The 25272-nt window shown below is 40.4% G+C and carries 20 protein-coding genes; 16 read left to right on the top strand and 4 right to left on the bottom strand.

What is annotated here, in order from left to right; genetic code table 11:
• Window positions 1-149: 149 nt before the first annotated feature.
• Window positions 150-1979, top strand: a complete 1830-nt coding sequence (locus IFO69_RS01070; protein ID WP_192007104.1) for an alkaline phosphatase — start codon at window positions 150-152, stop codon at window positions 1977-1979.
• Here the strand turns inward: IFO69_RS01070 and IFO69_RS01065 are convergent.
• The gene (locus IFO69_RS01065) at window positions 1976-2194 is read right to left on the bottom strand and encodes a hypothetical protein (RefSeq protein WP_192007103.1); all 219 of its coding nucleotides are present in this window, start codon (window positions 2192-2194) and stop codon (window positions 1976-1978) included. The genes IFO69_RS01070 and IFO69_RS01065 overlap by 4 nt on opposite strands.
• Before the next feature lie 116 nt (window positions 2195-2310).
• On the bottom strand, window positions 2311-2754 hold the full coding sequence (locus IFO69_RS01060; RefSeq protein WP_192007102.1) for a hypothetical protein: 444 nt from the start codon (window positions 2752-2754) through the stop codon (window positions 2311-2313).
• A gap of 275 nt (window positions 2755-3029) precedes the next feature.
• Here IFO69_RS01060 and IFO69_RS01055 point away from each other — a divergent pair, with 275 nt between their 5' ends.
• The 10 genes from IFO69_RS01055 (at window position 3030) to IFO69_RS01010 (ending at window position 14971) form a co-directional block, all read left to right on the top strand.
• Window positions 3030-4598, top strand: a complete 1569-nt coding sequence (locus IFO69_RS01055; protein ID WP_192007101.1) for an arylsulfatase — start codon at window positions 3030-3032, stop codon at window positions 4596-4598.
• An 80-nt stretch (window positions 4599-4678) separates the two neighbouring features.
• Window positions 4679-6184: an arylsulfatase gene (locus tag IFO69_RS01050; protein WP_192007100.1), complete on the top strand. Its 1506-nt coding sequence runs from the start codon at window positions 4679-4681 to the stop codon at window positions 6182-6184.
• Window positions 6185-6262: 78 nt separating this feature from the next.
• Window positions 6263-7303 carry an HAD family hydrolase gene (locus IFO69_RS01045; protein ID WP_192007099.1) on the top strand — a complete coding sequence of 347 codons (1041 nt, stop codon included), beginning with the start codon at window positions 6263-6265 and terminating at the stop codon, window positions 7301-7303.
• Window positions 7304-7348: 45 nt separating this feature from the next.
• On the top strand, window positions 7349-8314 hold the full coding sequence (locus tag IFO69_RS01040; RefSeq protein WP_192007098.1) for an AAA family ATPase: 966 nt from the start codon (window positions 7349-7351) through the stop codon (window positions 8312-8314).
• Window positions 8315-8326: 12 nt separating this feature from the next.
• Entirely contained in the window at window positions 8327-9265 is a 939-nt protein-coding gene (locus IFO69_RS01035) for a DUF58 domain-containing protein (RefSeq protein WP_192007097.1), read from the top strand.
• Window positions 9262-9768, top strand: coding sequence for a DUF4381 domain-containing protein (locus IFO69_RS01030; RefSeq protein WP_192007096.1), 507 nt, complete (start codon window positions 9262-9264; stop codon window positions 9766-9768). Before IFO69_RS01035 ends, IFO69_RS01030 begins: the two co-directional genes overlap by 4 nt.
• Window positions 9752-10756: a VWA domain-containing protein gene (locus tag IFO69_RS01025; protein WP_192007095.1), complete on the top strand. Its 1005-nt coding sequence runs from the start codon at window positions 9752-9754 to the stop codon at window positions 10754-10756. Before IFO69_RS01030 ends, IFO69_RS01025 begins: the two co-directional genes overlap by 17 nt.
• A complete protein-coding gene (locus tag IFO69_RS01020; protein ID WP_192007094.1) occupies window positions 10749-12467 on the top strand; it encodes a vWA domain-containing protein in 1719 nt (572 codons plus the stop codon). Before IFO69_RS01025 ends, IFO69_RS01020 begins: the two co-directional genes overlap by 8 nt.
• Window positions 12451-13791, top strand: coding sequence for a BatD family protein (locus tag IFO69_RS01015; RefSeq protein ID WP_192007093.1), 1341 nt, complete (start codon window positions 12451-12453; stop codon window positions 13789-13791). The genes IFO69_RS01020 and IFO69_RS01015 overlap by 17 nt, the downstream gene beginning before the upstream one ends.
• A 103-nt stretch (window positions 13792-13894) precedes the next feature.
• Window positions 13895-14971 (top strand): BamA/TamA family outer membrane protein, encoded by a 1077-nt coding sequence (locus IFO69_RS01010; protein WP_192007092.1) that lies wholly within the window; start codon window positions 13895-13897, stop codon window positions 14969-14971.
• Between the two features lie 70 nt (window positions 14972-15041).
• Here IFO69_RS01010 and IFO69_RS01005 read toward each other — a convergent pair whose 3' ends face one another.
• Both IFO69_RS01005 and IFO69_RS01000 read right to left on the bottom strand, forming a co-directional pair.
• A complete protein-coding gene (locus IFO69_RS01005; protein WP_192007091.1) occupies window positions 15042-17822 on the bottom strand; it encodes an alpha-L-rhamnosidase in 2781 nt (926 codons plus the stop codon).
• Window positions 17823-17954: 132 nt separating this feature from the next.
• Window positions 17955-20297 carry a patatin-like phospholipase family protein gene (locus IFO69_RS01000; RefSeq protein ID WP_225443946.1) on the bottom strand — a complete coding sequence of 781 codons (2343 nt, stop codon included), beginning with the start codon at window positions 20295-20297 and terminating at the stop codon, window positions 17955-17957.
• Window positions 20298-20853: 556 nt separating this feature from the next.
• On the opposite strand from IFO69_RS01000, the gene proC reads away from it, so the two are divergent.
• From proC to IFO69_RS00975, 5 genes are all read left to right on the top strand, one after another.
• Complete coding sequence (proC, locus tag IFO69_RS00995; protein WP_192007090.1) at window positions 20854-21669, top strand: pyrroline-5-carboxylate reductase; 816 nt, start codon at window positions 20854-20856, stop codon at window positions 21667-21669.
• Between the two features lies 1 nt (window position 21670).
• Complete coding sequence (gene proB / locus IFO69_RS00990) at window positions 21671-22450, top strand: glutamate 5-kinase (protein ID WP_192007089.1); 780 nt, start codon at window positions 21671-21673, stop codon at window positions 22448-22450.
• A gap of 88 nt (window positions 22451-22538) precedes the next feature.
• Window positions 22539-23738, top strand: coding sequence for a glutamate-5-semialdehyde dehydrogenase (locus IFO69_RS00985; protein WP_192007088.1), 1200 nt, complete (start codon window positions 22539-22541; stop codon window positions 23736-23738).
• Between the two features lie 161 nt (window positions 23739-23899).
• Window positions 23900-24694, top strand: coding sequence for a subclass B1 metallo-beta-lactamase (gene bla, locus IFO69_RS00980; RefSeq protein ID WP_192007087.1), 795 nt, complete (start codon window positions 23900-23902; stop codon window positions 24692-24694).
• A gap of 51 nt (window positions 24695-24745) precedes the next feature.
• The gene (locus IFO69_RS00975; RefSeq protein ID WP_192007086.1) at window positions 24746-25180 is read left to right on the top strand and encodes a hypothetical protein; all 435 of its coding nucleotides are present in this window, start codon (window positions 24746-24748) and stop codon (window positions 25178-25180) included.
• The last annotated feature ends 92 nt before the right edge of the window (window positions 25181-25272 follow it).

Here is a 25272-nt window from a genome sequence, read left to right as displayed (position 1 = left end):
GCATAAACATTTATATAATTGCTAAAGGCCTCGGTCACCTAATTTTGCTCTTTCAAAAACGAATCCCTTTAGAGGGAGACATAAAAGAAGCCTCCTTAGTTCTTCTTATTGAACAATGGTGTAAATTAAACGCAATAAATAAAGTATTTATGAAAATAAACCCCGTTATAGGATTGTTCATTTTGCTCTGGCCTTTAGTTGGCTTTGGGCAGGAGGAAACGCTTTTTAAACTTCATTCCCACAATGATTACTTGCAAGAAGTCCCTTTTTGGACAGCCTACGCTAACAATTGTGCTTCCATTGAAGTGGATGTCATATTAAAAAATGGGAGATTGATGGTAGCTCATGAAGAGGAATCTATTGAAGACGGTAAAACCCTAGAGAGTCTTTATCTTGAACCTATCAGGCAAGCCAAAAAGTTGAAGATAGGGCCCGGTTTGGACTTTCAGTTATTGGTGGACCTCAAGACGGACGCTTCGTCCACCATGCCTGTTCTAATGGATATATTGGGAAAATATGAAGATGTATTGGCCAATGGCGACCTAGGAGTACAAGTGGTTGTATCTGGGAATAGACCTCAAATAGAAGATTATAAGAATTATACTGATTTGGTGTTTTTTGACTATCAAAGTACGGATTTGTCTACTGATTTACCTTGGGAGAAGATCGCTTTAGTTAGTTTACCTTATAGGAGTTTGTCTGTTTGGAATGGGAAGGGAAGGATAGTTGAAGAAGAGCTTCAAAAGCTAAAATCGGTAATTACGAAAGTTCATGAAGCGGGAAGGCCTATTCGATTTTGGGGTGCACCTGATAGCAAATCTGCTTGGAAGGCTTTTTATGACCTGGGCATTGACTACATCAACACGGATATGCCCTTTGAGGCAAACCAATACTTAAACTCACTCAAGGGTAACGTAGTAACCAGTACATTTAAGCCCGAAATATATTATCCTGAATTTAAATCTGACGGTGTGGATATGCCTATCAGGAATATTGTTTTGATGATTGGTGACGGTAACGGCTTGGCACACATTTCCGCAGGGATGTACACAAATGGTAATAATCTTAACTTGACCCAGCTTAGGCATATTGGCTTGGTGAAAACGCAGTCTGCCGATGATTTCACTACAGATTCAGCAGCAGGGGCAACAGCATTGGCAACAGGTCAAAAGGCCAATAACCGAGCCATTGGTTTTTCCACAGATGGAAAAGCCTTACAAAATATTCCTGAAATATTAAGTGCGTATAATTTTAGCGCTGGAATTGTGACGACGGATAATGTGACAGGCGCCTCTCCTGCTGCGTTTTATGCTCATCAGAAAGACCGAAGTATGATAGAGGGTATTGCATCCGATTTGAGCAAAAGTCAATTGGACTTGTTTATAGGTGGAGGAAAAAATGACTTTCTTACTCAAGGTAGAGATTTAATATCACCGTTGGAAGAAGCAGGGTTCCATTTAGCTGGTTCATTGGAAGAATTTTCCACTATTGATAAAGGGAGAATAGGTTATTTTGGGAGTAATCAAGAATTACCAACAGTAGAAAAAGGAAGGGTTGGTTTTTTATTGAAAGCTACAGATCAGGCGCTAAGCTTTCTTACTAAGAAAGAACGTCCTTTCTTTTTAATGATTGAAGGAGCCAAGATTGACACAGGGGGACATTTTAATGATGCAAAAACGGTAGTTGAGGAAGAATTGGATTTCGATGATGCGATAGGAAAGGTATTACAGTTTGCCGATGAAAATCCTGGAACTTTGGTCCTGATTACGGCTGACCATGAAACAGGAGGTGTAACTCTACCCCAGGGTAATTTGGAAAGAAGGGAAGTGGAATTAAATTTTGATACCCATGACCATACTGGGATTTTGGTACCGTTGTTTGCCTATGGCCCCCATGCCAATGAATTCACTGGGGTATATGAAAATACGGTTGTTTTTAAAAAACTGATGAAGTTGATCAAGCAATATTATAAGCATTAAACCAATTGTTGGTGTCGCTCACACCAGGCAGTGATCAGCTCTTCTTTTTTATTGGTGTATTTGTGGAAATCAATAAAAATGGGATTCTTTTTTATGGTTCTGAGTATGATCCAGTCTTGGCCCTCTGCTTCTATGGTACTTCCTGATAAATTTTCAACAGTATTTCCCAGTCCATTGCAATAATGATCGAAGATGGTTCTTCCAATGTTTGACATAGTTAGTTGGTGTTAATGGTCAAGAAAAAAGTGGTATTCGATAAACGTAAAATCAAACAATTTGGTTACTGACTATTTGGCGTAATCCCCAAGAATTAAATTCACCAAATTATAATTTAAAGCCATAAGCCCTCCTCAAAAAGCAGTTCAAAAGTTGTCCAGAAAAGATCTTTTGGCCTTGAATTAATTAATAAAGGTATGGCTCCCATACCGTCACCTAATTTGATGATTTCTACTTTTTGAATGTTCTCGTTAAAAGCCAAATAAACAAATAGCATACTTTCTTTAAATTGAAAAATCCCGGCCCAGTATTCTTTGCCTGAAAAGAGAAAGGTCATGCCCAGTTCAACTTTTGGAGTTCCCAAAGCCTCTCTAATAATGTAATAGTTGACCAATTCATGCGTAATGATTGCTTGTTCTTCATGATTAATTATTCGTGCCAAATCTAGCAGTTGTAATTTTTCAATGGAGTGAATAGGTCTTTTCTGCTTGTTTTTAAGGTTGCGAGAGAGTAAAACATAAGTTTCGTTCTCAAGCTTAGAAAGAGTTTTCTTTGTCATGTCATGGTGATTAACTCTTATTAAACAAAGTGTAGAATAAATATGTTTAAATGTTTTTGGTTGGTTGAGCGTACAGTGCTTTAAGTGGTTGGAATTCAGGGGTGTATTTCTTTTTGAACAATTGTTTTAGGGTTAAGCTGTCTAGTCCACGAACCTGTATGGTAGTCTTTCTTTGCCAATATTTAATGAATATTGGCATTGATTCAAGTCTTGTTGGTTCCTCTTGCTGGGATGTATAGTAAATTCAATTCGGAAGTAGAAAAATTAAAAAGACTATGAAATCAAAACTTTTAATTAGAACAGGTCTTTGTCTTGTTATCAATTGTTTTTGTTTTGGATCTTATGCACAAGAAAAGCCTAACATACTTGTGATTATGGGAGATGATATCGGTTATTGGAACCTGAGTTACAATAACCGTGGAATGATGGGGTACACCACGCCTAATATCGATAAACTGGCTGCTGAAGGCACTACTTTTACTGATTATTATGCTGAACAATCCTGTACAGCTGGTAGGGCGGCATTTATAACGGGACAGATGCCGGTGAGAACCGGAATGACCAAGGTTGGTATACCGGGCTCTACATTGGGGATTCAGCCAGAAGATCCCACATTGGCAGAGCTGCTTAAGCCATTGGGCTATGCGACAGGTCAATTTGGTAAAAACCATTTGGGTGATTTGGATGAATTTTTACCCACCAATCATGGCTTTGATGAGTTCTTTGGTAACCTCTATCACTTGAACGCAGAGGAAACCCCTGAAAACCCTTACTACCCTAAGAATCCAGAGTTCAGGAAAAAATTTGGCCCTAGAGGTGTTATTAAGAGTTCCGTAGATGGAAGTGTGGAGGATACTGGTCCTTTGACCAAAAAGAGAATGGAGACCATTGATCAAGAAGTATTGGATGCTACAACCGATTTTATGGATCGCCAAGTGGAAGCGGATAAACCTTTTTTTGTCTGGTTCAATACTACCCGAATGCACTATGTAACCCATGTGCCAGAAGAGTATGAAGGCAAAACCGGACTTGGTGAATATGCTGATGGAATGGTTCAACACGATGATCAAATTGGGAAATTATTAAACAAACTGGAAGAACTTGGCGTGGACGATAATACCATTATCATTTACACTACCGATAACGGCCCACATTTCAATATGTGGCCTGATGGAGGAATTACACCATTTAGAGGAGAAAAAAACACCAACTGGGATGGAGGTTACAGGGTTCCATGTATCATCAAGTGGCCAGGTAAAATACCAGCAGGAAAAGTTGTGAATGAAATTGTTTCTGGTAACGACTGGTTGCCCACAATTATGGCGGCAGTAGGAGAGGATGATATTAAAGAAAAGCTACTTTCAGGATACCAAGTTGGAGGTATGAATTATAAAGTTCATTTAGATGGCTACAACCTGTTACCATTTTTAACAGGGGAAAAAGAAGTGAGTAAAGACCAATATGGTGCTACCAACTGGCCAAGAAGAGAATTTTTTTACTGGAATGATGACGGACAATTGGTGGCTATGCGCTATGACCGTTGGAAATTGGTGTTTATGGAGCAACAATCCTCCAAGTTTGGAGTCTGGATGTATCCATTTGTTCAACTAAGAATTCCTCTAATATTTGATTTGAGAATGGATCCTTTTGAAAGGGCTCAGCATAATTCCAACAGTTATTATGAATGGATGGAAGGAATTATTCAGTTTGCTGGTGGAGCTTCTCAAGTTATCGCTGGTCAAATGATTTCATCATTTAAGGATTATCCACCTAGGCAAAGGCCTGCTTCATTTAATTTGGATGAAGTAATGGAATCATTAACTGCTGGACAACAAGGAAATTGATTTCCTCTCAATATTTATTAGAAAGAACTGAAGACAGTAACAAATAAGACTAACCTAGAACAATGAAAATCTAAAACTCTATGAAAAAAACAACATTTTTACTTTTGTTTGCACTTGTCTTTGGGGCTGTTCAGGCCCAAGACAAACCCAATATCCTGGTGATATGGGGTGATGATATTGGGTGGTCCAATGTCGGCTTTAATAACAATGGTATGATGGGTTATCAAACGCCCAACATCGATCGGATTGCCAAGGAAGGAGCTCTTTTTACAGACTGGTATGGTCAGCAGTCATGTACCGCTGGTCGTGCTGCCTTTATCCTTGGTCAGCACCCTTTTAGAAGTGGTTTGTTGACTATTGGTATGCCAGGTGATTCGCATGGAATTCAAGCTACTCAACCTACCATTGCAGATTTATTGAAACCACAAGGATATGCGACTGGGCAATTTGGCAAGAATCACTTGGGAGACCAGGATGAGCATTTGCCTACTCAACATGGGTTTGATGAGTTCTTTGGCAACCTGTATCACTTAAATGCAGAGGAAGAGCCTGAGGGGTATTATTATCCTAAGGATGAAGAATTCCGCAAAAAATTCGGTCCAAGAGGGGTGATACACAGTACTGCAGATGGTAGCATCGAGGATACAGGCCCATTGACCAAAGATAGAATGGAAACCGTAGATCAGGAGTTTGAAGATGCGGCGATTGCTTTTATCGAAAAAGCGCATGCTGATGGCAAGCCTTTCTTTGTATGGTTAAGTGCGACTAGGATGCACATTTGGACACACCTAAAAGATGAGAGTGATGGCGTAACCGGAATCGGTCTATATCCTGATGGAATGGTGGAGCATGACAAGGCCGTTGGACGAATCCTCGATAAACTGGATGAATTAGGTATCACCGATAATACCATTGTCATGTATTCGACGGATAATGGAGCAGAAAAGGTGACTTGGCCTGATGGAGGTAGTACTCCTTTCAGAGGAGAAAAAGGTACAACTTGGGAAGGTGGTTTCCGCGTTCCATGTGCCATCAGATGGCCGGGCGTCATTGAGCCAGGAACCGTTTATAATGACATCTTCTCCCATGAAGACATGTTGCCTACATTAGTGGCTGCAGCGGGTGAACCTAATATCAAGCAAAAGGTTTTGAATGGTTACCAAGCCAATGGAAAGACCTTCAAGCAACATCTAGATGGCTATAATATGCTACCTTACTTTAAAGGAGAAGTAGAAGAATCTCCTAGAAAGGAAATTTTCTATTTTGATGCGGGTGCTAACCTAAATGCCATTCGCTATGGCATGTGGAAGATTCATTTTACCATTATGGAAGGAGATATATCCCAAGCTTATAGAAAATCCCCGAGTTGGCCGTTAGTCGTGAACCTACGGGCAGACCCTTATGAGGTATCACCGGATTCTAGAATGTATGTTCGTTGGTATGCGGAAAATATGTGGTTATTCGTGCCAGCTCAGCGGTATGCATCGGAGTTTTTGGCGACCTTTAAGGATTTTCCTCCCCAGACAGGATCTTCTTTATCCATTGATAAAGTGGTTCAGCAAATGGCAAGTCCTCCAAGGAATTGATTTAGATATTTGTTAATTAAGATGAGTGAATGCCCAGTTTTCTGGGTATTCACTTTTTAACGCTAATCTTTGATTTTTATGAAAAGGATATTCATACTTTATATTTCTTTGTTTTTTTTGACAGTGGCTTGTTCAGCTCCTCAACAAGAAGAAGGGGCTACTGGTGTTGAAAAGAAAGAGGAAAACATTAGTGGGGCGACCATGCAATTGGCCTCTTGGGAACAGGAGCCACGAAAGAGAATTTTGGAATGGGTGGAACAGGTGACAGACTCAGCATCATCCAGCTATATCCCAGCATCAGACCGGATAGCTGTTTTTGATAATGATGGTACTTTATGGACCGAACAGCCCATTTATTTTCAGGTAGCTTTTGCCATAGATGAAATCAAAAGAATGGCCCCTGATCATCCGGAATGGTCTAGCCAAGGACCTTTTAAGCCCCTTCTGGAAGGTGATCTAAAGGGATTTATGGCAGGAGGAGAAAAGTCCTTGGGAGCATTATTGGCTACCACACATACAGGGATGAACACGGAAGAATTCAACCAAAGGGTCAAAACTTGGATGCAAACGGCTACTCATCCTGTTACAGGAAAACACTATAATGAAATGATTTTTCAGCCCATGTTGGAATTGTTGGATTTCTTGAGATCCAATGGCTTTAAGACTTTTATTGTTTCCGGTGGAGGGATTGATTTTATGCGAGTTTGGGCAGAAGAAGCCTATGGAATTCCTCCTTATCAAATAGTAGGCTCGATGAGCGGCTTGTCCTATGAAATGGACGGGGACCAACCTATATTGAACAAACTTCCAGAATTATTTTTTAATGATGATAAAGCAGGTAAGCCTGTTGGGATAGCCAGAAACATTGGAAAGCGCCCCGTGTTTGCTGCAGGAAATAGTGATGGCGATTATGAAATGCTCCAGTATACTTCTACGGGTTCTGGAGAAAGGTTTGGCATGTATATCCACCATACCGACTCTGTGAGGGAGTCTGCCTATGATAGGGAATCACACATTGGCCAGCTGAACAGAGGTTTGGATGATGCTGATAAATACAATTGGATGGTAGTGGATATGGCCAAGGACTGGAAAGTTATTTATCCATATGAGTTAAAATAGCAATAAAAAGTTGATTTATTAATATTTTTAAAAGGAACAGTTTGCATGAGTACTTTGGAAAGTATCAAGACGCTGCAGCAACGGATGTCGGCATCGATTATTGGGCAAGACGAATTGGTAAACCGACTGATCTTGGTTTTGTTGGCCGATGGAAACATGCTGTTGGAGGGATTGCCCGGGCTGGCAAAGACCCGCGCCATTAAATCTTTGGCCAAATCCCTTGAATGTGGCCTAAGCAGGATTCAGTTTACCCCTGATTTATTGCCATCAGATGTTACTGGGACGGAAATCTATCAACCAGAAGCAGAAGAAAAGTTTATTTTCCAGCAGGGGCCTATTTTCAGTAACCTGATATTGGCAGATGAAATCAATAGGGCACCGGCCAAGGTACAGTCGGCTTTGCTGGAAGCCATGGAAGAGCGTCAAGTTTCTGTGGCGGGTAAGACCTATCCTATGGAACCCTTGTTTATGGTCATGGCCACTCAAAACCCCGTGGAACAGGAAGGCACCTATCCTCTTCCGGAGGCTCAAATGGACCGTTTTTTAATGCATGTCATCATCAGTTATCCTGATGACGCCTCTGAATTGGCGATTTTAAGATTGAACCGATCAGAGCAGAAGAAGCAAAAGAAAGAAGATGAAGCACGTTTGTCGCCGGAAATCATTTTTGAAGCCCGAAAGGAAATAGCAGCCATTACCATTTCTGAAAATATGGAGAAGTACATTGTGGATATTATTTCCGCCACCAGATATCCAGAGAAGTACAGTGAAGAGTTGGCTATATGGATTGATTATGGGGCAAGCCCTAGGGGAAGTATAGCTATTGATCGGGCATGCAGAACACATGCTTGGATGGAAGGCAGGGATTTTGTTTCTCCAGAAGATATTAGGGCTGTAGTTCATGATTGTCTTCGACATCGACTGATCCTAAGTTATGAAGCGAATGCAGATGGAATCACTGCCGATAAGGTGTTGGAGACCGTTTTGAAGGAGGTAGCGGTAGTAGCATAAACAGCCTGAGTTATGGGAAACGGTAAAGAAATTTTTCCGAAGGATATTTTCATTTCCCTAAAGGAATTGCTAGGGATGGAGCACCTTGCGCTGCACTTTAGCCTATTGGCCAGAAAGCAAAAAGTCAACAGTATCTTGGGAGGTAAACATGCTTCCAAATTGAGAGGTAGAGGCTTGGATTTTGAAGAAGTACGGAATTATGTAAACGGAGATGATATCAGGAACATTGATTGGAAAGTAACAGCCAGAACTCACCAAACCCATACCCGGGTATTCACTGAGGAAAAGGAAAAACCTGCCTTAATAGTAGTGGATCAGTCCAAGTCCATGTTTTTTGGATCGCAGAAATACACCAAATCGGTGGTGGCAGCAAGGCTAGCAGCCATGGTGGCCTTTATGGTTTTAAAGGAGGGCGATAGAGTAGGAGGAGTGGTTTTTGCCGATCAAGGCATCGATATCGTTTTTCCCAAGCGGGATAGAAAAAATATCCTCCGATTTTTTGAAAAGATTGTCAATAGAAATCATGAATTGGCTGATTCCTCACCTGTCCAATTCGAAGAGGCTTTAAAGGAAACTTTCAAAAAGACAAGAAACATAGTCACTCATGATTTTATGGTGGTAGTGATCAGTGATTTTTTGAGGTATTCTCCACAACTGACCAAATTTATCGCCCAAATTGCACAGCACAACGATGTATTGCTCGCTAAAGTTACAGACCCTATGGAATGGGAAATTCCCGATATCAAGTTTGTAGCTGGCGATAGGGAAAGTCAGGCGGCTATTGATGGAGAGAAGAAAAACATAAGAGATAGTCTGCAAAATAGGTTCAAGTCGGACTTTGAAAAATTTAAGTCCGAGATGAAAAAGCATCGGGTGCCCCTGTTTAGCATCAATACGATAGAACCTGTGGATATTCAGTTGAAAGAAATTTTCAAAGAAGGGAGAAGATGAAATACTTTTTTCAATCAGATAGCTTAGTCGCAAAAGACTCAACAGCAGTTGCTCAATTATTACAAGGAGCGAAGCTTTACGAACCGGAAGCGGTGAAGTTCAGTTTTGAAACAATTGGTTGGACAGTTGTTGGAGTGGTATTGTTGTTGGGTATTTTGGTATTGATTTTTTTTGGAGTTAGGAGCCATATCAAAAATAAATATAGAAGAGAAGCCCTAGAATATATCAAAATGTTATCTGGAGAGGATCAGCGTTTGATGGAGGTTTTTGTGGTGCTGAAAAATACCGCTATGAAAGCATTTGGTCGTAATAAAGTCGGAGGACTGTATGGACATGATTGGTTGGCTTTTTTGGAAAAAACAGGAAAGCAAGTGGAATTTTTAGACAGGGAAAACGAGTTTATGGCAGCTTTATACAAGAATGATATGTTGTCCAACGAGGGGAAAAATAGGTTATTGGTCAATGCTGAAAAATGGATAAGAACACATGCCAGAGAACTTTGAAATCGGGAATATATGGGCCTTGTTCTTACTGCCTCTACCTATTTTGGTTTATTGGCTACTTCCTCCCGTTCGGATGAAAAGCGCCTCGATCAATTTGCCTACTTATTCCACGGTGTTGGATCAGACAGGTCAAAAGCCTCGAAAGGCAGCCATGGTTAAGCGCAAAGGTTTTTTTTCTTGGATTTTGCTGATTTTGATTTGGTTTTTATTGATTGGGGCCCTTGCATCGCCACAGCTGGTAGGTGAACCTGAGATGAAAGTAAAGACATCCCGTAATTTTTTGATCGCAGCAGATATCTCATTTAGTATGGCCACAAATGACTGGATGATTGACGGAAAAAAGGTTAGGCGTTGGGATGCTGTAAAAGAAGTAATGCATGACTTTATTAAAGAGAGAAAAGGTGATAGGATGGGCTTGGTGTTTTTTGGCTCCAGCGCTTATATCCAAGCACCCTTTACCCCTGATCTTGAGACGGTGGACCAAATGCTGGAAGAGGCAGATGTGGGGATGGCCGGGCAGATGACCAACATTGGTAAAGCCATCGCCAAGGGGACAGCACTCTTTGAAAAAGATACGATTGAAACCAAAGTAATGCTCTTGCTGACAGATGGGGTGGATGCAGGTATCGATGTGTTGCCACTAGATGCTGCTGATATGGCTAGAAGGGATTCAGTGATTATTTACACCATTGGTATTGGTGACCCCTTTGGGAACCAAAGTGATTTGGATGAAGAAACTTTAGAACAGATTGCGGAAATGACAGGAGGGCAATATTTCAGAGCTATAGACACTGATCGTTTGAACGAGATCTATGATGAATTGAACAAGCTGGAACCCATAGAGTATGAAGAAGAGGAAAACAAGCCTGTTACTTTACTTTATACCTATCCTCTTGGTGCAGCTATGGGACTGATGCTTTTGGGAATGCTGATCGGAAATATTGGAAGTAGTGTAAAAAAGGTTAAGAGAAAGGAGGCTTATGTTTAAGGAAATATTTCCGATAGACTGGGAGCCCTTTCATTTCTTGAGGCCCCAGTGGTTATGGTTAGTAGCTCCTGCTACCCTATTTCTATTATGGGGGATTATCAGCATCCGAGGAGAAGTAAAGTGGAAAAAAGTTGTTGCACCACATTTAAGGAATTATGTCATCCAAAAGGGCAGTGAAAAGGTGAAGATTTTGATGCATTGCTTACTTTTTATAGGTTTTTGCATGGGAACCTTGGCGCTGGCTGGCCCTACTTGGAAGAGAGTGGAAGTTCCAGGGCAGCAATTAGAGACTCCAATGGTGATATGTTTGGACCTTTCACAGAGCATGATGGCTGAGGATATGCAACCGAACCGGTTAGAAAGGGCCAAATTCAAAATCAATGATTTATTGGACCAAAATCCACAAGCAAGGGTAGCTTTGGTGGCCTTTGCGGGTACTGCCCATACAGTTGTTCCGTTGACAAAGGATTATGATATCATCAGGAGCCATGTTGAAGGTTTGTCTCCTTCCGTGATGCCCGTCCCAGGATCTGATTTAGGGGCAGCATTGGCGGTGGCTGACACGATCATGAGTGTAACGACAGCTCCAGGCACGGTAATGATCATGTCTGATGATTTTGAAGATAAGGAGTTTAAAGAGATCCAAGATTTTGTCATTGGATTAGACCATCGAATAGAAATACTTCCATTTAATACTCCCATTGGAGCAGCTGTTCCTAATCCTTCCGGACGAGGTAATATCAAAGAGAAAGGGGTGGATGTGGTTTCTGTATTGGATAATCAGCTCATTCAAAAGCTCAATGCATTGGAAAATGTAGAAGTGACTCCCCTGACTTTGGATGACAGTGATGTAGAGAAAATCAGTAAAAAGATAAAGTCAGGCTTGATTTTTACTGAAAAGCCAGAAGAAAAAGATAACCAATGGCAGGATGAAGGCTTGTTGTTAGTTATTCCAGTGATTGTGCTGTTTCTAATGTGGTTTAGAAAAGGTTGGGTGCTTTATGGTTTAATACTTTTGATATTTAGTTCCTGTGGGAAAGTGCATAGCTTTAATGATTTATGGTTTACAGATGATTATCAAGGTCAAATGCTGAGTGATAAAGGTGATTTTGAGCAGGCTGCTGAAAAATACAAAGACCCTATGAGACAAGGAGTGGCTTTCTTTAAATCAGGGAAATACACAGAAGCTATCCAAGCATTTTCAAAAGATACCACGGCGCAAGGAGCGTATAACTTAGGGTTGGCCTATTATAAAAATGGGGATATGACGGCTGCCAGTGCTGCTTTTGGTTTGGCCAGTGAGATGGATCCGAGCATGGAACAAGCAGCTGCCAATAAGGAAGCTATGAGTAAAATGATGGGTGGTACCAATGAAGTAGACCCTGAAGAGGCGCAAGAGGCAGAAAGTGGAGGAGCGGATAATACCAAAGAAAATGATAGTATGGAGGATTTGAGTGGAGGCGGACAAGAGGCCACCAAAGAGGATATGGAAAAGGAAAGGTTGTCAGAAACTGTGAATACAGATGTAAGAAAAGCTAAGGAACTGGATGAAGTTCCGGATGATATTGGAGCTTCCAAACAAGAATCGAGTGATCAAAAAGTACTCATGCAAAAGGTAGATGATGATCCAGCGTTGTTCATAAAGAGAAAATTTGAATACCAACTTAAAAAAGGCAAAGTGAAGCCTCGATCAAATGAAAAGGCTTATTAAACACATATGGATAATTTTTATCTCAAGCCTCGGCCTTGTGATTGCTAACCCTTCTAAGGCTCAACAGGTCTGGGCAGAAGTGAATTTAAGCCGTTCTAGTGTTTATGTTGGACAGCCGGTAAGTGTCAGTATTAAAGTATATACCTCTACTTGGTTTACGAGTGGGATTGACCTGGGGAATATTCAAGTCAACAAGGCATTTACCACCTATTTTCGGTCAGTCAATGGATCCTTTTCCAGAAATGGTAAAACCTATTCCAATGTGGAATTGATTTATCAGGTATTTCCCTACAAGGAGGAGGATGTGATGTTTCCTGCTTTGGATATAACCATTGAAACCCCTCCAGAGGGTGGTTACAAAGGGGTTAAAATGAAGGTAGGGACAGATGAAAAACTGATCAAAGTCAAACCTGTTCCTCCTGGTTTTGAAACGAATGATTGGTTGGTGGCTACAGGCTTATCCGTTAATGACAGATGGTTGGGAAGTCTTGGTGATGTAAAAGTAGGGGATGTGCTTGAGCGAAGGATTGTAAGGTCAGCCTCGGGAACCATGGCCAAGTTGATTCCTCCAGTTCAATGGGATTCTATTCCTGGATTAGGACTCTATCCTTCCAGAACTGAGGTGATTGATAATAAGGGAAAGACAGCAATTAGTTCGTCTAGAACTGAGTCCATGCGGTATCTTTTTGAAAAGGAAGGGGAGGTCACCATTCCGGAAATTGTTTTTCACTGGTACAATCCTTATCAAGATAAGCTTTACAAAAGGACTCTCAAGGAAGTCAAAATTGAGGTTAAACCCAATCCTAATATGGGCATGCTGGCATCCATCAGGGATTCTTTGGCATCACAACAAGCACAAATGGTTTTGGAAGCTGAAGAAGATAAACCATTTGAGTGGTTGGGTCTGTCATGGAAACAACTGGTGATTATAGGCTTGGTCATTGCGGTGTTTATCTATTTTTTGATCAAAATCGTACTGCGTTTGATTTCTTGGAGGAGGGCAAAAAGACAGGCTTACCTTCATTCGGAAAGATATTATTGGGATTTGTTCAGGAAGTCTGTTCGAAAAGGTCATCACAAGGAAGCCGTCAAGGCAATTTACCGATGGATTGATGAACTAGAGTTGAAGGAGCCAAGCCTGAATTATTTTGTTCAAGTTTATGGCACCACCTCTCTAAAGGATAGGCTTCAAAAAGAGCCGACAATTTCAGGAAATCTATTGTTTGAGAAAGAAAACCAAGACTGGAAGAAATCTAGGAATCGGTATTTAAAACAAAAAGGGAAAGCGGTAGTAAAAACAAAACAACTTTGGGTGAACCCATGAGTTATCTTTTTAGTGTAAATAGAAATTCTAATTGAAATCTACCATAATAATACTGCTTCTGATGATGTTATCATCACCTGCTTTCTCTCAAGATAGCGGTATTATGAAATGGATTGAAAAGCGAAAAGAGATTAAAAGTGAGCGCATTGCAGCGGGGAAATCCTATCTAACGCCATTAGTGGGGCCAGGTTACACGCCTGAGACAGGCTTATTGATAGCAGGAGGGTTCTTGTTTACCTTTAAAACCGATCCGAAAGATAGCCTTATCCAAAGGTCATCCATGCCCCTAACGGCTTTCATTAGTTCAAGGGGAAATATTGGGCTGAATGGGAGACTGTCCTCTTTTTGGAATGAGGACCGGTTTCGCTTCAATTTAGTGGCCAAGTATTCAGATGCAGATGATGATTATTTTGGGGTAGGTTCTGATGCGGCAGAATCAGTCTCTAAGGGCGAAGAGACGACGCTATATCACAGAAATACATTTGTTTTTTCTCCTCATTTTCTGGTACGCGTGTTTTCAAATATGTACATGGGGATGTTATGGAATGTTAATAAAAGCAAGGTGACCGAGACCAATCCTTTGATGGCTGAGGATGAATATTACCAAAAGTTTGGTTCGGATAATTTCAATAGTGGCCTTGGATTTTCTTTGGGCTATGATAGTAGGGATATTACGGTGAATGCTTATAAGGGATTTTATGGGAATATAACTGGGACTTTTTTTGGAGGATACTTAGGGAGCGACAACGACTATAATGTCTACGAGGCTGACCTGAGATCTTATCATCAAGTGGAAAGGCCGGGGAATATCATCGCCTTAAAACTGTACGGGAGATTTGCGAATGGGGATGTGCCTTATGATGAATTGACCAGATTGGGAGGAGGAGATGCTTTGAGGGGCTATGTTAAAGGACAGTATAGGGATAAAGCAGGTATTTATTTTATCAGTGAGTGGAGGCATATGTTTTTGAACCGAGAGCAGGAAGTGGGCAAACATGGAATAGCGGTTTGGTTGGGATCGGGAAGTATGGCATCTTCAATAGATCAAATCGAAGATTGGATCCCTAACCTTGGCATGGGCTATAGATTGGAGATACAGCCACGAATGAACCTTAGGGTAGACTTTGGCCTGGGCAAAGATTCATCGGGGCTGTATTTTAATTTTAGTGAGGCATTTTAGCTTAAGTCAATTTTCTTAACCAATCAGTCTTAAATTTCTATAAGTTATTTGTATATAGCGTGAATGTATTTTACCGAGCTATAGAAAACACATAAAAGCCAGAGCCTATTTCCAATGCTATAAATTCCTCTTCTTGATGAATGGCATGAAGAAAATCCATCTCTTCAACACCTTTTCCGTTTTCAGTGATTTGATTCATTGAGGTAAGAGGAAGGATCACTTTTGCAGTAGTATTTGCCGGGATGTTCAGCTCAAGAGATATATTGTCAGCCTCTTTCTTCCAATGGCTTTGGATAGTACCATAGTAAGTTTCAAGTGACGCATTAACATCCTCTAGGGCTTGATTTACAGATGAAGCTACTTTTTCGGATAAGATTTTGTTATTCCAGTGGGGTTTGATAAGAATGGCTTTGTAGCCGGTTTCTTCAGGTATTTCACTGCTTTTGATTCCTGCCAATGTTCTGTACATCCAGTCGCCAATGGCTCCATAAGCATAGTGGTTGAAAGAGTTCATGCCTGGGTTTTGGAATGACCCATCCGGTTTTTGACCATCCCAGCGTTCCCAGATGGTGGTGGCGCCTTGAGAAATTGGGTACAACCAGGAAGGATAGGAGGGCTGCATCAAAAGGGTGTATGCCAGGTCATGGTATCCAAATCTGCTTAGAACATGGCACAGGTAGGGAGTGCCCAAAAAGCCAGTAGTGAGATGATAATCGTATTGTTGAATATTTTCTGCTAGTCTTTGGGCAGCTTGTCCGCGAAGTTCTTTGGGAAGCATATCAAATTGAAGCGTCAAAACATAAGCAGTTTGCGAGCTGGAAACCAAACGGCCATTGGGGGTGACATACTCTTTTTGGAACGCAGCTTTGATATTTTTGAGCAGTTCGGAATAGTGCTGCACATCTTCCTCAATTTCCAAAACTTTTGCTGCATTGACCAAAAGTTGGGTGGAATAGGCGTAGAAACATTGGGCAATAAGGTATTTGTCTGTGAGGGCAGACCTGCCATCTGTGTCATCATCCGGTCTATAGAAAAGCCAGTCTCCAAAGTGGGAGCCAGTGTTCCAAAGTGAATTTTGACTTTTTGTACTTATGTAGTTTACCCAAGCTTTCATGCTTGGATATTGGGTTTGAAGTACTTCTTTGTTTCCATAAAGAAGGTACATTTCCCATGGAATGATTGTGGAGACATCTGCCCAACCAGCTGACCCAGCCGCTCCTTCACCTAAAACATTTGGAATGACATGGGGCACAGCGCCATTGGGGAGCTGATCAGCGGTTAAGTCTTTCATCCATTTGGTAAAGAAATTATCCACATGCATGTTATAAGCGGCAGTTCTAAAGAAGACTTGTGCATCCCCAGTCCAGCCAAGTCTTTCATCCCGTTGGGGGCAATCTGTGGGCACGTCGAGGAAATTCCCTTTTTGTCCCCATTGGATATTGTGCTGTAGTTGGTTGATTCGCTCATTGTTGGAGATAAAAGTGCCTGTCTTCGACATGTCGGAATACAGGGCGACCGCCGTAAAATCATCCAAATCAATATCCTCCTGAAGGCCTTTGATTTTTACATATCGGAATCCCTGCCAAGTAAAATGAGGTTCAAAGTGTTCTTCTCCATCACCATTGAGAATATAAGTGTTCTCTTGTTTGGCAGCCCTCAAATTGGTAGTGTAGAAATTTCCTGCTTTATCCAAGACTTCAGCATGTTCAAGAGTGACCTTGAGTCCTTTTTTGCCTTTGATATTTACCTCTACAAAACCTACCAAGTTTTGACCAAAATCTAGCACTTTTTCCCCTTTGGGTGTGGTAATCAACTGGACAGGTTTTAAATATTCCTGTTTCCTAATGGGCTCGTTGTACGTTGCAATTAAATTTTTGTAGCCAAAATCAACTGTCTTGACAGGCATCCACTTGGCGTCATCAAATTGGGGCTCAGTCCAGCCGGGGAAAGATTTTCGCGCATCTACTTTCTCACCATCATAAATACTGCTGCTAAGGATAGCTCCTTTGTTGGACTTCCAGCTATTATCTGTTCCTATGGTTTCATAACTTCCGTCTTCATATTCAACTTCAATTTGAAGCAGTAATGCAATATCGCTTCCATAAATATTATTGTTGTCATTCCATGCTAAATGGCCCCTGTACCACCCACTTCCTAATACGGCTCCAATGGCATTTTCTCCTTTTTTAAGCAAAGAGGTAATATCATAGGTCTGGTATTGGAGCCGCTTATTGTAGCTGGTCCAGCCAGGGGTGAAATAAGCATCACCGACTCTTTCTCCATTGATTTTTGCCTCGTAGAGCCCATGGGAAGTAATAAAAGCAGTGGCGGATTTAATTTTTTTTGGGAGGTTGAACTCTTTTCTAAAATAGGGGCTGGGCCTTTTGTTTCCTAATTCCTCATATCCGGGAGTAATCCACTGGGCTTTCCAGTCTGATTCATTAAGCAAACCCATTTGCCAGAATGAAATGGCTGACCAATTGGAACTGCCTTGATTGGTCCAGACTTTCACCCTGAAATAGTATTTTGATATTGAACTAAGTTCGGGCCCATCATACTTGACTTTAACAGATCTATCACTTTCTACTTTGCCACTTTCCCAGATAATATTGTTGTTAAACTGCCTATCTGATTCGCTGACCTGGATTTCGTAATGGGTTTGCAGGACATTTCTTTTTGTAGATGAAATGAGCCAAGTAAAAGTAGGGTTAGAGTTATCTATGCCTATGGGATTAAGCCTATTTTCTACCAAGGTTTTTTCGATTTTTATTCCTTGGGGAAAAGCCAAGGTGAAGAAGGATATGCTGAAGATAAATATTAGAATGCAGTAATTAATAAAAGTGGGTTTCATTATGAAGTGGTTATTAGGATTAATGTAACAGGATGGTGTTATCTGTAAATACTAAAATACAAAATCGATTTAGGATATTGACGAATAATCTCAGAAGCTTTGGTTCAGTCTTTTAAATATAGAAAAAGGAGGTTACCTATCTGAATAGTTGAAAGAAAACCCAATAGATAAGTAATACCTTAAAGTGCCATCTTTTGCATTGGAGCCAATACCTCCTGTAATTGGTCCGAGAAATGAATCATAGGAAACGTCCATGCCATAACCAAATATGAATCTTTCTTCAGTAATATTTGAAAAATCAAGTTTGTTAATCTGGTTAATTGGTACATGTGGATTGTGTGCTACTATGTTTCCACCAAATCGCATGTAGATGTTGTTGGTGGGAACAAATTGCCCCAGAATGCCGAGTTTAGCGAAGTTTGGCGTGCTTAATTCCCTGTAATTGAGCCCCCAACTAGGTGTGTCATTGAACTGAACCCTTTGGTAGCCACCAATGCTGAATTCATTAAAAATAAACCCTTCTTCTTGCTCGGATAAGGTAATTCCGGCAGCGAAGGTAGGGGCTACTTGAAACTTATGACTTATTGGAAAATATTTGACATAATTAAGATACACAGAGACATATCCATTTGGGGTAAAGAGGTCCACTGTTTGGTCCAATAGGTTGCTCGGGATTTTGATTGGTTCTTCATCTCCATTAAATACCAAAGTGTCCACTCCATTTTTTAGCTTAATTTTATATTTGTTGAAAGAATAGAAAATACTTTCTACGATAGTTTCAGCTCCTCTAGTGGGATAATTTCTATCATTTAGGGAGTTTCTGTTATGAATAAATCTAAAACTGAGAAAGTTGAAATATCCCCCTCTTACATCTTCTGGGAATTCAACGTTGAACCTGGATTTTGTTCTAGTGCTTTCATAAAAAGCCCCAACAGAAAAACTTTGTTTCAAGGAATGTGTTGAAATGACATTGAAACCCACTTGGTTTTCCCTGTTACTGGTGATATCAGTTTTTTCCCCATTTTCATACTCAGGGATTTGTTGGAAAAGAAAGTTGTAGCGAAAGTTAAAGGCGTATTTTTTGTCTTTACCTATATATTTGTAATGATCCAGTCTGAACTTGGGGTTTTCGGAGATGTCCGCTATGGCTACTGTTCTTGAAGGTTTGCCCAATAAGTCTCTTACAGTCAGGTTGAGCAAAATCCCTGCAGAAAAGGTGTCATCATAATGGAAGGCCGAAGAGAGGGTGGCATCTTGCTTTTCTGCTGTCTTGATAAAAAGTTTATAATCGCCACTTGGGTTTTGAAGCAAATTGTAATCTACTTTCCTGAAGCCGTTTACTCCAAAAATGCGATCTATGCCTGATTGAATGTCCGAACGGGATACAGTGTCCTGAGGGGCTATTCCCAATTTGGAGAGAATCAGGTCGTCAGAAAATAGCCGATTCCCGCTAATGGCTATTTCACTAATAATGACAGGTGCTACTTCCAGTCCGATACCAGGACTTTCACGATGGATGTTTAAACTATCAGCCAGAAAGAGAAAGTTAGCTAAATTTTCTTCTCCCGCCTTGTCTCCAAGTTCTAGGATTTCATTAAAACTACTAAAACTAGCTGTACTGTAATTTTTTAAGTCAGGCTTGATATATATATCACAGTTAGCAATGTTATCTTGGAGTTTGCTTGTGGAAGTACTCATGGCAATCTGCATAAGTATGCCTGAAAATGAACTCAACTCTTTGGGATCAATAAAGTCCTCGTCGCTGACATTTACCCCGATTACAATATCGGCTCCCATATCTTTGACCACATCCACAGGGAAATTGTTTACCACTCCTCCGTCCACGACCAAGGTGCTGTCAAGGTCAAAAGGAGTAAAGGCCGTGGGAATGGCAATACTTGACCTTAAAGCATCTGGAAGATAGCCAGACTTGAGGACCAGGCCTTGCCCACTCCTTAGGTCAGTGGCGATGCACCTAAAAGGAATGGGGAATTCATCGAAATTCTTGTATTGGATAGCAGGCCACGTGTAATAATGTAATGTTTCTGAAAGTTTTTGGCCCTCAATAAGCCCAGTAGGTACAGAAATTTTCCGGTCAATAACTGGTAATTCCAGCATGTACCGATTGTAATACTCTTTTTCTTCAAAAGAAATGTTGTTGAAATTCACTCGATTGGATACAATAAGGCTCCAGTCTGCTTGTTTGATGATGGATTCAAGCTCATCTGCATTATATCCAATAGCATAAAGTCCACCAATGACTGCTCCCATACTTGTTCCTGCGATATAGTCTGGCCTAATGCCAGCTTTCTCCATTGCCTTTATAACACCGACGTGAGCCATTCCTTTGGCTCCGCCACCACTAAGCACTAATCCGATTTTAGGATTTGCATGAGAAGTACTGTTTTGGGAAAATGCAGTTAAAGCACAAAAAAGATACAGTGGAAAGAAAAAAAAAGTAAGTTTTTTCATCATGGTGTTGGCTGAATAACTGATATTCTAATCTAACAAAACTATTTGATTTCAAGATGCTTGATAAGCAGGTAATCTTCATGAGTGAGCATATAATTTGATCAGGTCTGGTTATTGAATTGGCTTTGATGAAAGTATTGTAATAAGCAGTGTTTGTCTTTTGGTGTTTTGGTTTTGACTTTTTCAAAAGATAATTTCATAAAAACTCTATTGAGGTGAAGTTTGGCAAATAATAAAGCGTTAAACAAATGCTGACAAAATGTCCTGTTTTAAAAATGCCTTTTTTTCATAATGAATTAATTAACTGACTTATTTTCAGTATATTTTTTTGGGGTTAAATATTTATAATTGAAATTAAAATATTACCAAAATGTAGCGTTTTTTATCAATTAATCAGAAAATAACTGTGCCAAACATGCTGTCTTAACAATAAAATATCCATTGGGTAATACTTTTTTTTGAAAAAGGCATCCCTGCACGATGATTGTGGCATAGGGTGTATTGAAGATTGATGGGGATAGTCCCTGTACAAAATTTAAATAACCTTTCTAACAAAACTATGAAAGTTCTTGTAATCGGTGGTGGCAATATGGGATTGACATACGCCGAGGCAATCGCCAAATCAAAATTTTTAAAAGATAAGGATCTAATGATCCTTGACAATGCCAAAGACAAAACAGAAGAATTGAGAAAACGTAGTCACTTTGCTGTGTTTGAAAAACTCGATGATTGTGTTCCTAAGGCAGATGTGATTTTTATTGCTGTAAAACCGTACCATGCCAATGCGCTGATGGCAGATATGAAAGAGTTGACCAGCGAAGGTCAGATCTTCATTTCTTTGATGGCAGGAGTGACCATTGAAGCGATTCAAGAGGGATTGGGACGCCGCAAAGTGGTCAGGGCCATGCCTAACCTTCCCGCACAAGTAGGAAAAGGTTTGACCTCCTTTACTGCTTCAGATGAAGTCTCCCGCTTGGAGTTGTCAACTATTGAAAATTTATTGGATACCACAGGAAGATCCGTTCGTTTGGATACAGAAGCAGACATTGATGCTTCGACAGGTATTTCTGGCAGTGGGCCTGCTTATATCTTTTACTTTATGCAATCCATGTTGGAAGCGGCTTTGAAGATGGGCTTCTCCAGGCATGATTCAAGAGTATTGGTAGAGCAAACATTTGCAGGTGCTGTAGAGTTATTCTCTTCAGCAGACCTAGATCCTGAAACATGGATGGATAGGGTAGCCTCTAAAGGTGGCACTACACGTGCAGCATTGGATTCTATGGAAGACAATAATGTTAAAGAATTGATTAAAGAAGCGGCTTATGCAGCATTTAATAGGGCCGTAGAGTTAGGGAAAGAATTTAGAAATGCCTAAGATGGAAGAACCAAAAAGAATAGTAATTAAAGTAGGAACCAATGTGATGACCAATAAAGATAACCGTATTGTCAATACGGTTTTACGTAAACTGGTTGATCAAATTGCTACTTTGTATGAGAGAGGAATTATGTCCGTACTCGTTTCTTCAGGTTCTGTGATCGCAGGAAAGGAAGTCTTGGGAAACAAGGTGGACATCACCGATAAAATTATCCGGAGACAGGTGTTTTCAGCTGTGGGCCAACCACGGATGATGCGCCATTATTATAACATTTTCCAAGATTATGGTATGCGTTGTGCGCAAGTCTTGGCAACAAAAAGGGACTTTGATCCTGGCAAGCACCGTGAAAATATGATCAACTGCTATGAAGGGTTGCTTTCGGAAGGTATTATTCCTATTGCCAATGAAGATGATGCAGTTTCCCTTTCTATGTCCACCTTTACGGACAATGATGAACTGGCCAGCTTGGTAGCAGAATTGATTGAAGCAGATATGCTAATCTTGCTTACCGATACTGACGGCCTTTACAATGGCCATCCTGATGATGATAATACCCATAGAATTGCCCATGTGGGCACAGATGAGAAGGTGGAACACTATATTCAGGAATCTACCAAGGGTGAAGCAGAAGGACGCGGAGGCATGAGATCAAAACTGAATGTGGCTAAAGAAGCAGCCAGAAAAAATATACCTACTTACATTGCCAATGGTAATACGGAAAATATGATTGTTGATATTGTAGATGGTAAAGAAGTGGGTACGAAGGTTTCTGATGATTGACCTGATTTTCAGCCGACTGAATGTGGAGTGGTCGGCTGAAAATTCTTAATTAAATCGTCTTTAGAGAAATCAAAAAGGAAGATTCAACATGAAAATATTAAGCACAGAAAAGAAAAATAACGTTTTGGCATCCATGATCAAGATTATAGATGCCAAGCGTGACAAAATAATAGCAGCCAATAAGGCTGATTTGGAGGCTTTCCAAAGAGATGACCAAGCCTTGTTTGATAGGTTAGTGGTCAACGATGCCAAAGTAGATGGCATGATCCAAGCTGTCAGAGAGGTGATGGAACAAGAAGATCCTGTCGGCAAAGTTATTTCCAAAAGAAATCTAAATAATGGATTGGAAATCATTAATCAAACGGCACCTTTTGGTACCATCATGATTATTTATGAATCCCGTCCTGATGTGACTATTGAGGCAGCGGTATTGGCTTTTAAAGCTAATAGCAAGATTCTACTTAAAGGTGGGAAAGAAGCTGTCAATTCGAACAAAGCTTTGGTAGAATGTTGGCATGAGGCTCTTGAAGAAAATGGACTGACCAAAGATTGGATTGAACTGTTTACTTTGAACAGAGAAGAAACGCAAGAGTTTTTAAGAAACCCAACAGAAAAGCTGGATTTGATAGTGCCCAGAGGTGGAGAAAGATTGATAGCTTTCGTAAAAGAGCATGCCCAGTGTGCTGTTTTGGTTAGTGGAAGAGGGAATAACTTTGCTTATGTAGCGGAAGACGCAGATTGGGAGCAGGCTAAGAAGGTGATCATCAATGCCAAAACCAATAAGATTTCTGGTTGTAATGCTTTGGATAAAATCTTGGTTGATGAGAAATTACCTGACTTTGAGTCTAAATTGAAGGATTTGGGCAAGTCTTTAGCTGACTATAAAGTAGAGCTTTTGGCAGAGCAGGAGTTGCTTTCCAATATTGATGGAGCAAAAGAAATTCCATCCGAGGATAGTTGGTATGAGGAGTTTTTGGCATTAAAAGCGTTGGTGGGTAAAGCTAAAGGGTTGGATGAAGTTATCGAAAAAATCAATAAATACAGCGGCGGACACTCTGCCACTATTTTGACCACTGATAAGTCCAAAGCGGCCAAATTTATGGAGCAAGTGGATAGTGCGGCGGTTTATCATAATGCTTCCACCAGGTTTACTGATGGAGGCCAAATGGGTGTGGGGGCTGAGCTAGCTATTAGCACAGACAAACTACATCACAGAGGGCCGTTGGGACTGGAACAGCTGGTAACCAACAAATACTATGTGTTTGGTGACGGTCAGATAAGAGATTAGCACTAGCTTATAATGTATGAAGCATAGGCTCTCTGGTTTTCCAGAGAGCCTGTTTTATTTTTTGAAGTAGATCATAAGAAATGCGAAAGTCTCGTACTATTTTTGATCGGTTTCTTAAATTCATTAACTATTTGGCTTCTCACACACTTTTATCAAAGTCTATGAACAAGAACATATTATTGCCCTTACTGATTTTGACCCAAATTTGGTATGCTTGCAACCATAAGACTGAAGAGAAAACGGTTGATGAAAACAAACCAATTGCTACTTCATTTGATCAACCTGTAGTTTTATATACCTCAAACAACTTGATTATTAAAAAAGTCAGTCCGGCTGTTTATGAGCATATTACATATCTTCAGTCGGAAACTTTTGGAAAGGTTGAATGCAATGGGATCATAGTTGTCGATGAAAAAGAGGCGGTGGTTTTTGATACCCCCGCCAATGATAATGATTCCTATGAGTTGATCAAGTTTATCCAATCGGAAATGAACTTAGAGATCAAAGCGGTTGTACCAACCCATTTTCATATCGACTGTCTAGGAGGGCTTGACGCTTTTCATGAATTGGGAATTCCATCCTATGCAAATAATAAGACTATTCATTTGGCTGATAAGAATCAGTTTAAAGTACCTCAAAATGGTTTTGATAGTGAACTCAATTTAAAAGTGGGAGACTTGGAAGTTTTGGTCAAGTATTTCGGGCCTGGTCATACTCAAGACAATGTAGTGGTCTATATTCCAGAGGACCAAGTCGTTTTTGGTGGATGTTTAATCAAATCCATGGGGGCAGGAAAAGGAAACCTAGCAGATGCTGACACCATGGCCTGGTCATACACGGTGACTTCAATTCAAAGACAATTTCCCCAATCCAAAGTAATCATACCCGGTCATGGCTCAATTGGTAATACGGGGTTATTGGATTATACCATAAAGCTATTTGAAGAGGTTAAATAAGATTCGGTTGAGGTTTTTATTTAAAATTCCATTAAATTATTCATCGAACTTATGAAAAGGACTTTTAGAAATATTGTGGCGGTTCTAGCAGGAATTCTAATTGGAAGTTTTGTGAACATGGGGATTGTTTTGATTAGTGGATCCATTATTCCTCCTCCTGAAGGAGCTGATGTGACCACCATGGAAGGTCTTAGGGAATCAATGCATTTGTTTCTCCCCAAACACTTCATGATGCCATTTTTGGCACATGCATTGGGGACCTTTGTGGGGGCATTTATAACTGGGATTATAGCAGCTACTTTCAAATTGAAATGGGCTGTCTTAGTTGGTATTTTGTTTTTAGCTGGAGGAGTTACCAATGTGTTTATGCTGCCATCTCCTGCTTGGTTTGCGTTAATCGATATTGCTTTGGCTTATATTCCTATGGGTTATTTGGGAGGTAAGACAGCGTTGATTGCAAAAAAAACAGTTTTGATTTTTATGTAACTAATTGTTTGTCAGTGTTTATTTTTCTCCTGCTCAAAAAAGATTTATTTTTTTTCACTCGCAATGAGTAGTTAGGTAGACTTGAGGATATA

This window comes from Echinicola arenosa, from assembly GCF_014841125.1.
GTDB lineage: Bacteria > Bacteroidota > Bacteroidia > Cytophagales > Cyclobacteriaceae > Echinicola > Echinicola arenosa.
Note: the sequence above shows the minus strand (reverse complement) of the source record. Positions and strands in the feature narration are given on the sequence as shown.

What these genes read in the sequence shown, in the direction of transcription:
- IFO69_RS00975 (WP_192007086.1), top strand. Translation starts at nt 24,746, where the DNA reads ATGAAAAGGACTTTTAGAAATATTGTGGCGGTTCTAGCAGGAATTCTA.
- proB (WP_192007089.1), top strand. Translation starts at nt 21,671, where the DNA reads ATGGAAGAACCAAAAAGAATAGTAATTAAAGTAGGAACCAATGTGATG.
- IFO69_RS01035 (WP_192007097.1), top strand. Translation starts at nt 8,327, where the DNA reads ATGGGAAACGGTAAAGAAATTTTTCCGAAGGATATTTTCATTTCCCTA.
- IFO69_RS01010 (WP_192007092.1), top strand. Translation starts at nt 13,895, where the DNA reads ATGAAATGGATTGAAAAGCGAAAAGAGATTAAAAGTGAGCGCATTGCA.
- IFO69_RS01040 (WP_192007098.1), top strand. Translation starts at nt 7,349, where the DNA reads ATGAGTACTTTGGAAAGTATCAAGACGCTGCAGCAACGGATGTCGGCA.
- IFO69_RS01070 (WP_192007104.1), top strand. Translation starts at nt 150, where the DNA reads ATGAAAATAAACCCCGTTATAGGATTGTTCATTTTGCTCTGGCCTTTA.
- IFO69_RS01065 (WP_192007103.1), bottom strand. Translation starts at nt 2,194, where the DNA reads ATGTCAAACATTGGAAGAACCATCTTCGATCATTATTGCAATGGACTG.
- IFO69_RS01025 (WP_192007095.1), top strand. Translation starts at nt 9,752, where the DNA reads ATGCCAGAGAACTTTGAAATCGGGAATATATGGGCCTTGTTCTTACTG.
- IFO69_RS00985 (WP_192007088.1), top strand. Translation starts at nt 22,539, where the DNA reads ATGAAAATATTAAGCACAGAAAAGAAAAATAACGTTTTGGCATCCATG.
- IFO69_RS01005 (WP_192007091.1), bottom strand. Translation starts at nt 17,822, where the DNA reads ATGAAACCCACTTTTATTAATTACTGCATTCTAATATTTATCTTCAGC.
- IFO69_RS01060 (WP_192007102.1), bottom strand. Translation starts at nt 2,754, where the DNA reads ATGACAAAGAAAACTCTTTCTAAGCTTGAGAACGAAACTTATGTTTTA.
- IFO69_RS01045 (WP_192007099.1), top strand. Translation starts at nt 6,263, where the DNA reads ATGAAAAGGATATTCATACTTTATATTTCTTTGTTTTTTTTGACAGTG.
- bla (WP_192007087.1), top strand. Translation starts at nt 23,900, where the DNA reads ATGAACAAGAACATATTATTGCCCTTACTGATTTTGACCCAAATTTGG.
- IFO69_RS01055 (WP_192007101.1), top strand. Translation starts at nt 3,030, where the DNA reads ATGAAATCAAAACTTTTAATTAGAACAGGTCTTTGTCTTGTTATCAAT.
- IFO69_RS01015 (WP_192007093.1), top strand. Translation starts at nt 12,451, where the DNA reads ATGAAAAGGCTTATTAAACACATATGGATAATTTTTATCTCAAGCCTC.
- IFO69_RS01030 (WP_192007096.1), top strand. Translation starts at nt 9,262, where the DNA reads ATGAAATACTTTTTTCAATCAGATAGCTTAGTCGCAAAAGACTCAACA.
- IFO69_RS01020 (WP_192007094.1), top strand. Translation starts at nt 10,749, where the DNA reads ATGTTTAAGGAAATATTTCCGATAGACTGGGAGCCCTTTCATTTCTTG.
- IFO69_RS01050 (WP_192007100.1), top strand. Translation starts at nt 4,679, where the DNA reads ATGAAAAAAACAACATTTTTACTTTTGTTTGCACTTGTCTTTGGGGCT.
- proC (WP_192007090.1), top strand. Translation starts at nt 20,854, where the DNA reads ATGAAAGTTCTTGTAATCGGTGGTGGCAATATGGGATTGACATACGCC.
- IFO69_RS01000 (WP_225443946.1), bottom strand. Translation starts at nt 20,297, where the DNA reads ATGATGAAAAAACTTACTTTTTTTTTCTTTCCACTGTATCTTTTTTGT.